The organism is Arsenicicoccus sp. UBA2120, from assembly GCF_002330965.1.
Taxonomy (GTDB): Bacteria; Actinomycetota; Actinomycetes; order Actinomycetales; family Dermatophilaceae; genus Arsenicicoccus; species Arsenicicoccus bolidensis.
The window spans coordinates 1-10,975 of record NZ_DCYC01000058.1 but is presented as its reverse complement, the minus strand read 5'-3'; the positions used below and the strand labels follow the sequence as shown (position 1 = coordinate 10,975).

The 10,975-nt window shown below is 72.5% G+C and carries 10 protein-coding genes and 1 riboswitch; of the genes, 2 read left to right on the top strand and 8 right to left on the bottom strand.

Features of this window, described 5'->3' with window-relative positions:
* A partial coding sequence (locus B2P18_RS08675) for a malate dehydrogenase (RefSeq protein ID WP_286958069.1) occupies positions 1-688 on the top strand: 688 nt, incomplete at its 5' end.
* A 1,277-nt stretch (positions 689-1,965) separates the two neighbouring features.
* Here the strand turns inward: B2P18_RS08675 and B2P18_RS08670 are convergent.
* From B2P18_RS08670 to purN, 5 genes are all read right to left on the bottom strand, one after another.
* The gene (locus B2P18_RS08670; protein WP_286958065.1) at positions 1,966-2,244 is read right to left on the bottom strand and encodes a DUF3017 domain-containing protein; all 279 of its coding nucleotides are present in this window, start codon (positions 2,242-2,244) and stop codon (positions 1,966-1,968) included.
* Positions 2,241-3,104: a bifunctional methylenetetrahydrofolate dehydrogenase/methenyltetrahydrofolate cyclohydrolase gene (locus B2P18_RS08665; RefSeq protein WP_286958061.1), complete on the bottom strand. Its 864-nt coding sequence runs from the start codon at positions 3,102-3,104 to the stop codon at positions 2,241-2,243. Before B2P18_RS08665 ends, B2P18_RS08670 begins: the two co-directional genes overlap by 4 nt.
* Positions 3,105-3,109: 5 nt before the next feature.
* On the bottom strand, positions 3,110-4,147 hold the full coding sequence (locus B2P18_RS08660) for a DMT family transporter (RefSeq protein ID WP_286958060.1): 1,038 nt from the start codon (positions 4,145-4,147) through the stop codon (positions 3,110-3,112).
* Positions 4,137-5,786, bottom strand: coding sequence for a bifunctional phosphoribosylaminoimidazolecarboxamide formyltransferase/IMP cyclohydrolase (gene purH / locus B2P18_RS08655; RefSeq protein ID WP_286958057.1), 1,650 nt, complete (start codon positions 5,784-5,786; stop codon positions 4,137-4,139). The genes B2P18_RS08660 and purH overlap by 11 nt, the downstream gene beginning before the upstream one ends.
* 35 nt (positions 5,787-5,821) lie before the next feature.
* Positions 5,822-5,899: riboswitch (ZMP/ZTP riboswitch) on the bottom strand.
* A gap of 98 nt (positions 5,900-5,997) precedes the next feature.
* Entirely contained in the window at positions 5,998-6,615 is a 618-nt protein-coding gene (purN, locus tag B2P18_RS08650; protein ID WP_286958050.1) for a phosphoribosylglycinamide formyltransferase, read from the bottom strand.
* Between the two features lie 37 nt (positions 6,616-6,652).
* On the opposite strand from purN, the gene B2P18_RS08645 reads away from it, so the two are divergent.
* The gene (locus B2P18_RS08645; protein ID WP_239265224.1) at positions 6,653-7,147 is read left to right on the top strand and encodes a hypothetical protein; all 495 of its coding nucleotides are present in this window, start codon (positions 6,653-6,655) and stop codon (positions 7,145-7,147) included.
* A 61-nt stretch (positions 7,148-7,208) separates the two neighbouring features.
* On the opposite strand, the gene B2P18_RS08640 is transcribed toward B2P18_RS08645, so the two are convergent.
* From B2P18_RS08640 to sucC, 3 genes are all read right to left on the bottom strand, one after another.
* Positions 7,209-8,420, bottom strand: a complete 1,212-nt coding sequence (locus B2P18_RS08640; protein WP_286958049.1) for a DUF6350 family protein — start codon at positions 8,418-8,420, stop codon at positions 7,209-7,211.
* 160 nt (positions 8,421-8,580) lie between these two features.
* A complete protein-coding gene (gene sucD / locus B2P18_RS08635) occupies positions 8,581-9,468 on the bottom strand; it encodes a succinate--CoA ligase subunit alpha (protein WP_019285584.1) in 888 nt (295 codons plus the stop codon).
* 34 nt (positions 9,469-9,502) lie between these two features.
* Positions 9,503-10,684, bottom strand: coding sequence for an ADP-forming succinate--CoA ligase subunit beta (gene sucC / locus B2P18_RS08630; RefSeq protein ID WP_286958046.1), 1,182 nt, complete (start codon positions 10,682-10,684; stop codon positions 9,503-9,505).
* Positions 10,685-10,975: the final 291 nt, after the last annotated feature.

Below are 10,975 nucleotides of genomic sequence, written 5' to 3'. Positions count from 1 at the left end.
CCGCGCCGACCTGCTCGCCGCCAACGGCAAGATCTTCACCGGCCAGGGCGCCGCCCTCAACAAGGTCGCCCCCAAGGCCAAGGTCCTGGTTACCGGCAACCCGGCCAACACCAACGCCCTCATCGCGATGAACAACGCCCCCGACATGGCGCCCGAGCAGTTCAACGCCCTGACGCGCTTGGACCACAACCGCGCCAAGTCGATGCTCGCCAAGAAGCTCGGCGTCGGCGTCGCCGAGATCAAGGACCTCGCGATCTGGGGCAACCACGACGACTCGATGTACCCCGACCTGTTCAACACCAAGGTCAACGGCAAGGCCGCGACCGAGCTCGTCGACGAGGCCTGGATCACCGGGGAGTACATCCCCACCGTCGCCACGCGCGGCGGCGCGATCATCAAGGCGCGCGGTGCCTCGTCGGCCGCCTCGGCTGCCAACGCGACGATCGACCACATGCGCGACTGGATGCTCGGCACCGACGAGATCGTGTCGATGTCGGTGCCGTCCGACGGGTCCTACGGCGTCCCCGAGGGCATCATCTCCTCGTTCCCCTGCCGCGTGAAGGACGGGAAGTACGAGATCGTCCAGGGCCTGGAGCTCAATGACTTCTCGCGCGAGCGGATCATGGCGTCCGCCGCTCGCCTGGAGTCCGAGCGTGACCAGGTCAAGGCCCTCGGCCTCATCTCCTGACCCGCCGGGGGTAAAGGCATCGACCGGCCTTCGTTCGCCAGGCTGATGCCTCTACCGGGGGTAAAAGCATCGACCGGCCTTCGTTCGCCAGGCTGATGCCTCTACCGGGGGCAGGTTTTCCCCAGGTTGTCGCGTCAAGGCCCGCGTCGTCCACAGGTGACGACGCGGGCCTTCGCGCGTGCCCGCCCAGCCAGCAGGCTGCGGTCATGGAGATCACACATGCCCTGCCGCCGGATCCGATCTTCTCCACCGCCCAGGCCTATGCGATGGGCTGGTGCCGGCGCACCCTGGCCGAGGCACGCGCTGCCGGATGGTGCCACAGCGTGCTGCGCGGGTGGTACGCCCACGGCCCGTCCCCGGCATCGCCCGTCGACCGACACCTCGAGACCGTCGCCGCCACCCATCTCGAGCACGAGGGTCGCCTGGTCACCTCGGCGGTGTCGGCCTGCCTCTACCACGGATTGCCGGTCGACGATCGTGACCTCGCCCGGGTCATGGTCACGCGACGGGCCTCCGACGACGGCGCGACCCCGGCAGCCCATGGCACCTCGACGAGCCGGGTCCTCATCCGGTCGAGCTGCCGGCCCGAGGATGTCGACGACCGTGCGCCGGTGCTCACACCGGCCGCAGCGGTGGTCGAGTACGCGCTCCAGTCGGGCCTCCCGGCCGGCGTGGCCGCCGGAGATGCGGCGCTGCGTGCGGGCGTGGCGACGGTCGAGGGCATCACGGCGGCCATCGGTCGACGGGGCGGCCGCAACGGCATACGACGGGTGTCGATGCTCCCCGGGCTGCTCGATCCGCTCGCCGAGAACGGCGGCGAGAGCAAGGCGCGGCTCGCGCTGGTGCAGGTGGGGTTCGACCTGGAGTCCCAGGTGTGGGTCGAGACGTCGATCGGGTGGTTCAGGCCCGACTGGCGGGTGCGCGGCACCGCCACGCTGATCGAGCTGGACGGCGTGGCGAAGTACCTCGACGAGCAGGGCCGGCTGGTGACCTCCCGAGTCCGGGGGACCGGACCAGGGATCGCGCCCTGGAGTCGACCGGTCATCGGGTCGTGCACCTGTCGATGGACGACATCGCCGCCCGGGACACGCTGCGGCCCTTGGTGGTCCAGCACGCGGGAGATGCCTTGCAAAAGCCAACCCCGCCGGCGTTGTCGGCGCGGACGCGCCCGAACGGACAAGGGTGGGGCGCGACCGGATGAACGAAGCCCGATCGACCGGCCTTGGTCACACCCGCCTGGGGAACGAAGGCCGGTCGATGCCTCTACCCGCGGTAGGTCAGCGGGTGGGGTGCCAGTTGACCGCGTTGGCACCCACCGCGACCACGACGGCGAGCGAGAGATACATCAGCACGTCCAGACCACGGGACCGTATGACGAGCCCGCCGGCCGCCGCGTCGGACACCACCAGGCGCAGCACGGCCGCCGCAGCGAGCGCCCCCGCCAGCAGGTTGCCGCCCAGCCGCGGCGACACCACCGCCACCACGGCCAGCGCCAGCACGCAGCCGAGGCCGAGCACCCACCACAGGGCGAGGCGCCCCGGCCCCACGGACGTCACGCGGAAGCAGCCCGCTCGGCGGACTCGACGACGTTGCTGAGCAGCAGCGCGCGGGTCATGGGGCCGACGCCACCAGGGTTGGGCGTCATCCAGCCCGCGACCTCCATCACGTCGGGGTGGATGTCGCCGGCGACCCGGGACTTCCCGTCCTCGCCGGCGATGCGGGACACCCCGACGTCGAAGACGGCGGCCCCCGGCTTGACCATGTCGGGCGCCAGGATGTTGTGGACCCCGGCCGCCGCCACGACGATGTCGGCGCGGCGGGTGTGGGCGGCCAGGTCACGAGTCCCGGTGTGGCACAACGTGACCGTGGCGTTCTCTGAGCGTCGGGTGAGGATCAGGCCGAGCGGGCGACCCACCGTGATGCCGCGGCCGATGACGACGACCTCCGCCCCCTTGAGCGGGATGTCGTAGCGCCGGCACAGCTCGACCACGCCCATCGGCGTGCAGGGCAGGGGCGCGGGGATGCCGAGCACGAGGTTGCCGAGGTTGACGGGGTTGAGGCCGTCGACGTCCTTGGACGGGTCGACGCGCGCCAGGATCGCGCTGTCGTCGAGGCCGGTGGGCTGCTGCACGAGGAAGCCGGTGCAGTCGGGGTCGGCGTTGAGCTCGTCGACGACCGCCTCCACCTCGGCCTGGGTGGCCGTGGCGGGCAGGTGCCGCTGGATCGAGGCGACACCGATCTCGGCACAGTCCTTGTGCTTGGCGCCGACGTACCACGTGCTGGCGGGGTCGTCCCCGACGAGCACCGTGCCGAGTCCCGGGGTGATGCCGCGTTCCCGCAGCGCGCGGACGCGCTCGGCGAGCTCGGTCTTGATCGTCGCGAGGGTGGCCTTGCCATCGAGGATCGTCGCAGTCACGTCGTTCATCTTGCCACCCGGTTCGCGCGCTGCGCGGCCACCCCGGCCCCGACGGCCGCGCCGAGCGTGATCACGACGCCCGCCAGCAGCTGCGGCCCGACGTGGGAGCGGGCGGCGGGGTCCAGCAGGTCGACCAGCACCGCCGACACGAGCTGACCGGTGAGCGTCATGAGGGTGGCCACGAGCACCCCCAGGTGGTGGACGACGACGGCGCCGATGGCGACATACACGATCCCGATCAGTCCCCCGACGTAGGCCCACCACGGCAGGTCCCAGGTGGCCGGTGCCCGCAGACCGCCGCGCGCCAGGAGCAGGCCGGCCCACCCGAGCAGCAGCCCGAGCCCCCAGGTGAAGTTGATGGTCGAGGTGACCACGACGTCGCCGCTGACGCGGTTGACGCGCCCGTTGAGCGCCTGCTGGAGGGCGATCGCGGCACCGGCGAGCACGGTGAGGGCGACAGGCAGCAGCGGTATGCCGTCCGCCCCGCCGCTCCCGGACCGGGCCGAGGCGGCGACGCCGACCCCCACGAAGGTCGTCAGGCCGGCCAGCACCCGACCCACGGTCACCGGCACGTGGCCGGCCGGCCCGATGCCGAGGCGGTCGACGAGCAAGGCGTTGGTCGTCTGCCCGCCGACGATGGCGATGGTGAACAGCGCGACGCCGAGGACGGGCACGGCGTTGGTCTGGACGGCGACGAAGAAGCCGCCGCTCAGCCCGCCCAGGGTCTGCCACCACGGCAGGCGGCCCGAGCGGACCACGCCGACGACCTCGCGCAGCGCCCGCCGCGGCCCGGGCAGGACCAGGAGCGCGGCCAGCAGGACGACCCACCCGGAGCCGAAGCTCCACAGCGACGCGTCCACCGGGCTGGCGAAGGCGTGCGCCAAGGTCCCGTTGGCGCGGGACTGCAGCGAGGACAGCGCGCCCGCGAGGAGGGCGGCCGCCGCCGACAGGACGACGACGGGCCGGCCCTCCTCGTGTTGGTCGCCGGGGCTGCCGGGGGCTCCGGCGACCTCGCGTCCGCCCTCGCGGGGGTCAGTGGGCAAAGTGGCGCGTGCCCGTGAAGTACAACGACACCCCCGCCTGCTGGCAGGCCTGGATCGTCTCGGCGTCGCGCATCGACCCGCCCGGGGCCACGATGGCGCGGACGCCGGCGTCGATGAGGAGCTGCGGGCCGTCGGCGAACGGGAAGAACGCGTCCGACGCCGCCACCGCACCACGGGCCCGCTCCTCCCCCGCCCGCTGGACGGCGAGCCGGCAGGAGTCGACGCGGTTGACCTGGCCCATGCCGATGCCGACGGAGGCGCCGTCGCGGGCGAGCAGGATCGCGTTGGACTTGGTGGCGCGGACGGCCTTCCAGGCGAAGTCGAGGTCCACGAGGGTGCGGTCGTCGACGGAGTCGCCGGCGACGAGCGTCCAGTGCAGGGGCGCGTCGCCGTGGCCCGCCGTCTCCTTGTCGTCCTCCGTCGGCTCGATCACCGCGTCGATCCGGTCGGCCTCCTGCACGAGCAGGCCACCCGAGATGGGGCGCAGCTCGAGGGCAGAGGCACCGGAGCGGACGTCGGCGGGCAGGCGCAGCAGCCGGATGTTCTTCTTGGCCGTGAGGATCGCCAGCGCCTCGGGCTCGAAGTCGGGAGCCGCCACGACCTCGGTGAAGATGTCCTTGACCGTCTCGGCCATCGCGGCCGTGACCGGGCGGTTGGTGGCGATGACGCCGCCGAAGGCCGACAGCGGGTCGCACTCGTGGGCGCGCCGGTGCACGGCATCGATCGGCTCGTCGGGGGCGCCGGCCGCGATGCCGCACGGGTTGGCGTGCTTGATGATCGCGACGGTCGGGCGGTGGCCGTGGTCGTGCGCGGCCCGCACGGCGGCGTCGGTGTCGACGTAGTTGTTGTAGGACATCTCCTTGCCGTGCAGCTGCTCGGCGGAGGCCACGCCCGGGCCCTCGCCTCGATACAGGGCGGCGCGCTGGTGGGGGTTCTCGCCATACCGCAGGTCGGAGACCTTGGACCAGGTCGCCCCCGCGAACTCGGGGAAGGTCTGGGCGTCGCCGACGTAGGACGAGACCATCCACGAGGCGACGGCCACGTCGTAGGCCGCGGTGTGCGCGAACGCCTTGGCGGCCAAGGACTTCCGCTCGTCGAGGGTGAACCCGCCGGCGCCGACCGCGGCCAGGACCGACGCGTAGTCGTCCGGCGAGGTGAGCACGCCAACGCTCGGGTGGTTCTTGGCGGCGGCGCGGACCATGGAGGGGCCACCGATGTCGATCTGCTCGATGCACTCGTCGGGGCTGGCGCCGGACGCGACCGTCGCGGTGAAGGGGTAGAGGTTGACGACGACCAGCTCGAACGCCGCGACCTCGAGCTCCTCGAGCTCGCGCAGGTGGTCGGGCTTGCGGGTGTCGGCGAGGATCCCGGCGTGGACGCGCGGGTGCAGCGTCTTGACCCGCCCCTCGAGGCACTCGGGGAAGCCGGTCAGCTCCTCGACGCGGGTCACGGGCAGGCCGAGTCCGTCGATGAGGGCGGCCGAGCCGCCGGTGGAGACGAGCTCGACGCCGGCGTCGTGCAGGCCGCGGACGAGGTCCTCGAGGCCGGTCTTGTCGTAGACCGAGACGAGGGCGCGCCGGATCGGTCGCCGCCCCTGCTCGGTCGTCGCGGACGCAGCGGTGCGGTCGTTGGCAGTCATCAGGTCACTCCTGCGAGCGGTTGCGGTTGGATCGGTGCGGGCACCCAGGCGGGCGATGCCCACGATCGTCACTCCCCGGTGGTGGTCCACCTGCGCCAGTCGTGTGCCTCCAACCCTACCGGGGGCGAAGGCATCGACCGGCCGTCGTCCGCCAGGCCGATGATCCCGCCGGCGGCGGGTCGTGAGCCGGTATGCCGCAGCGCCCGCCGTCTCAGCGGCCGAGGCGCACGCGGCGGCCGTCGAGGCGGTGGCCGTGGCGCGCCATACGGCCCACGACGTCGACGAGCATCTCGCGCTCCTGAACCTTGATCCGCTCGTGGAGGGACTCCTCGGTGTCGTCGTCCTCGACGGCGACCGCCCGCTGGGTGATGATCGGCCCGGTGTCGACACCGGCGTCGACGACGTGGCAGGTCGTCCCAGTCACGGCCACGCCGTGGGCGAGGGCGTCACGGACGCCGTGCGCGCCGGGGAAGCTCGGCAGCAGCGCGGGGTGGGTGTTGATCACGGTCGGACCGGCCAGGACCTGCGGCCCAAGGATCCGCATGAAGCCGGCGCTGACCACGAGCTGCGGTGCGTGACGGGCGATCTCAGCGGCGAGGGCGGCGTCCCAGGCAGCCCGGTCAGGGTGCTCGGCGGGGCGGACGACGAAGGTCGGGATCCCCGCGCGCTCGGCCCGCTCCTGCCCCAGCGTGCCGTCGCGATCGACCCCCACCGCAGCGATCCGCACGCCATAGCCAGGGTCGGCGCTCGCGTCGATGAGCGCCTGGAGCAGGGTGCCGGAGCCCGACACGAGGACGACGATCGGCACGGGCTGGGGCGAGTCGCTCACAGCCAGCACCCTAGTGGCATGGGGGATGATGGGGCGCGTGCCTGCCGACCGAGCCCCCAGACCGCGCCCGTCCGACGACGAGCGGCGCCCGGACGACGCCGGGCGAGGCCCTGGGGCCGGTGGCGGGCGAGGCCCTGCTGACGGCGGACGGCGACCGGCACCACCACCCGGGGCGACCGACGGCATGCGGGCGGCGCTGGCGATCGTGGTCACGGTGCCGCTGCTGTCGCTGCACCACCCCTGGTCGTTGCTGGCGGTGGCGACGAGCCTGGCCGCGATGTGGTTCGCGGGGCGGGCGGTCGCGCTGCAGCTGCGGGCCAAGCGCTACGGCTGGGCGTCGTGGCAGCTCGTGGGGGTCACGCTGGGCGGCTACCTGCTGTTCACGGCGGCCCTGCAGTCGATCTATCCGACGCAGATGACGACCTGGTCGACGTGCACCGCCGGCGCGAACACCCGCGTGGCGCAGGCGCAGTGCGACGCCCGTCTCGACGAGTCGGTGCCGTCCTGGCTGTCGGGCGCGCTCGGCCTCTGACCGGCTCCGCGTCTGACCGGCTTGGCGTCCAACCCGGGTCGATGTGCCTACCTCAGGTAGGTCAGTGGTGGTAGCGGCGCCAGGTCAGCAGGAGCGCCAGGAGCGCCCCCACCGCGAGCTCGCCGGCCAGCGCCAGCGTCGCCCACCACGCGTGCGGCCCCACCGACACCAGCGCCCGCGAGCCCATCGAGCCGCTCGACAGCAGCATCACGACCAGCGACCCGAGGACCATGACCAGCCAGGCCGAGGCGGCGGCCAGCGCCTTGGCGCCCAACGTCGACAGGGTCGCCAGCCGACCGATCGCCCGGTGCGCGACCACGGCCCCCACGATCACCGGCAGCAGCCCCGCGAGCCGCGCCCACCACGGCAGCGCCCCGTTGTCCGGCAGCGAGCCGAGGAACGGAACCATGGGCAGCAGGCCCGACTGGGCCTGCGACCAGGTGTAGGTCGAGCCCAGCCCCAGCGAGAACCCCGGCCCCGCCAGCCACGACAGGCCCCAGGCCGCCGCGTCGGGCAGCCAGGCCAGCTGGACCACGGCGAGCAGGACGTTGCCCACCGCGCCGGCGTCCAGCGACGACGTCAGGTCGCGCACGCGCCCCAGGTGCGTCACGAACCCCAGGACCACGGGCACCAGACCGGCCAGCAGCAGCAGACCCACGCCGCGCAGCCCCTCCCCCAGGGCGCGGCGCACCGCCACGGGGACGAGCCCGACGACCTGGTCGTGCCACCCGGGAGCGGCGGCCGGCCGGGCCCACGCGTGCCGCAGCCCGACCAGCACGCCGAGCAGCGGCACGACGACGTCGCCCAGCACCGTGGACGGCCAGGACGGCCGGATCGCGAGGCTCGACGCGTGCAGGGCCACGAGAAGCCCCAGGACGGCATACGAGCCGATGAAGGCCCCGACGAGCCGGGCCACCCCGGAGCGCATCCCGCCCAGCCAGCCGAGCCGCGGCGAGCGGTCGTCCTCGACGGGCCCGGCGAGGGTGCGCGCCGCGACCGCGGCCGACGCGACGGCCAGCGCCGTCAGCAGCAGCGGGGTCAGCGACAGCACGACCCCGGCCTGGCGCACCGAGCCGCCGTGCGCCGCGACCCAGGCCAGCGACCCCACGCCCAGCGCGGCGGGCCACCCCCCGGTGGCACCCGCCGACCCGGCCCAGGCGACGACGGAGAGGAGCACGAGCGGCAGCCAGCTCGTCACGACGGCGACGGCGGCCGCGCGCACGGCCCGGGTGGCAGGGACGGCGGCGGGGCGGAGGCGGGGCGAGTCAGTCATGGGTGCCCTCATCGTCTCCCACCGGGGCCCCGCGGCCCGACCCGGCTCGCCGGTCCGGCGGCCACCGGAGCCACCTGGCCCGCCCCGGCGGAGGCTGTCGTATGCCGAGAGCCGGCCACCCCGAGGAGGGGTGACCGGCTCTCGCCGTGACCGGTGAGGGTCAGAGGGACTTCATGATCTCGCGCATGAGCTCGGCGGTCTCGGACGGCGTCTTGCCGACCTTGACGCCGGCGGCCTCGAGGGCCTCCTTCTTGGCGGCGGCAGTGCCCGCGCCACCCGAGACGATGGCGCCGGCGTGGCCCATGGTCTTGCCCTCGGGGGCGGTGAAGCCCGCGACGTAGCCGACGACCGGCTTGGTGACGTTGTCCTGGATGAACTTCGCCGCGCGCTCCTCGGCGTCGCCACCGATCTCGCCGATCATGACGATCGCCTTGGTCTCCGGGTCCTTCTCGAAGGCCTCGAGGCAGTCGATGTGCGTGGTGCCGATGACCGGGTCGCCACCGATGCCGACGGCGGTGGTGAAGCCGAAGTCACGCAGCTCGTACATCATCTGGTAGGTCAAGGTCCCCGACTTGGAGACCAGACCGATCTGGCCGGCGCCCGCGATGTCGGCGGGGATGATGCCGGCGTTGGACTGCCCGGGGCTGATGATGCCGGGGCAGTTGGGGCCGATGATGCGGGTCGTGCCCTTGGCCGCGGCGTAGTTGTAGAACTCGGCCGAGTCCTTGACCGCGATGCCCTCGGTGATGACGACGAGCAGCGGCATCCCCGCGTCGACGGCCTCGACGACCGCGGACCTGGTGAAGGCCGGCGGCACGAACACGACCGAGACGTTGGCGCCGGTCGCGTCCATGGCCTCCTTGACGGAGCCGAAGACGGGGACCTGCTTGCCCTCGGGGAAGTCGACCGTCTGGCCGGCCTTCTTGGGGTTGACGCCACCGACGATGTCGGTGCCGGAGGCGAGCATGCGCGTGGTGTGCTTCATGCCCTCGGAGCCGGTCATGCCCTGGACGATGACCTTGGAGTCGGCGTTGAGGAAGATAGCCATTGGTTGTGTAGTCCTGTCTCTCTCGCTCGAACGCTTACTTGGCGGCCAGCTCGGCGGCCTTGCGGGCAGCGCCGTCCATGGTCTCCTCGACGGTGACCAGCGGGTGGTTGTAGTCCTCGAGGATGCGGCGACCCTCGACGACGTTGTTGCCGTCCAGACGGACGACGAGCGGCTTGGTGGCCTGGTCGCCCAGCGACTTGAGGGCGCCGACGATGCCGTTGGCAACGGCGTCGCACGCCGTGATCCCGCCGAAGACGTTGACGAACACGGCCTTGACCTGCTCGTCGCCGAGGATGACGTCCAGGCCGTTGGCCATGACCTCGGCCGAGGCGCCGCCACCGATGTCGAGGAAGTTGGCGGGCTTGCTGGCCCCGCCCGTGTGGTCCTCGCCGGCGTAGGCGACGACGTCCAGGGTGCTCATCACGAGGCCTGCGCCGTTGCCGATGATGCCGACGTTGCCGTCGAGCTTGACGTAGTTGAGGTGCATCGCCTTGGCCTTGGCCTCCAGCGGGTCCGCGGCCTTCTCGTCGACCAGGGCTGCGTGGTCGGCCTGGCGGAAGGACGCGTTGTCGTCGAGGGTGACCTTGCCGTCCAGGGCGATGATGTCGCCGTCCTCGGTCTTGACGAGGGGGTTGACCTCGACCAGCGTGGCGTCCTCCTCGCGGTAGACGTCCCACAGCTTCTGCAGCACCGGCACGATCTTGGCGCCGGTCTCCGCGTCGAAGCCCGCGGCCTCGACGATCTCGGTGGCCTTGGCCTCGTCGATGCCGACCTGCGGGTCGACGGCGATGCGGGCGAGGGCCTCGGGGCGCTCGACGGCGAGCTGCTCGATCTCCATCCCGCCCTCCTTGCTGCACATCGCCAGGTAGTTGCGGTTGGCGCGGTCCAGGAGCAGCGAGAAGTAGTACTCCTCGGCGATCTTGGCGCCCTGCGCGATCATCACGGTGTGGACGGTGTGGCCCTTGATGTCCATGCCGAGGATCTGCTGGGCGTGCTGCTCGGCCTCGTCGGCGGACTTGGCGACCTTGACGCCACCCGCCTTGCCGCGACCTCCGGTCTTGACCTGGGCCTTGACGACGGTGACCCCGCCGCTCCTGGTCCCGATCTCGTCTGCGGCGGCCCGAGCCTGCTCGGGGGTCTCGGCGGTCTGGCCCGCCAGGACCGGCACGCCGTGCTTCTCGAACATGTCGCGTGCCTGGTACTCGAAAAGATCCACGCTCATCCGTCCTTGGGTTAGGTGGTGGAGTGTCTTCGCGAGGATAACGCGGTTCCGACGCACCGGCCCACGCCAACCGTCCCCCTGCGACCGATGCCACACCGAGGGCGCGCCCGCGCGGGTCGGGCGAGCCGGTCGGTCCACCCGGTCGGTTCCTGGACCGGGGTCGGTCGGGTGATCCGGTGGGCTGTGCCTGGGGGGCGGTGCCGGACGACGAGGCCGTATGCCGGGAAGGGGGGTCCCGGCATACGGCCTCGTGCGTGACTCTTGTGGTGCTGGGGTTACTGGACG

Bases quoted from the DNA above. Each gene is read 5' to 3' on its own strand.
- purH (WP_286958057.1), bottom strand. From the start codon at position 5,786: ATGACTGCCAACGACCGCACCGCTGCGTCCGCGACGACCGAGCAGGGG.
- B2P18_RS08640 (WP_286958049.1), bottom strand. From the start codon at position 8,420: ATGACTGACTCGCCCCGCCTCCGCCCCGCCGCCGTCCCTGCCACCCGG.
- sucD (WP_019285584.1), bottom strand. From the start codon at position 9,468: ATGGCTATCTTCCTCAACGCCGACTCCAAGGTCATCGTCCAGGGCATG.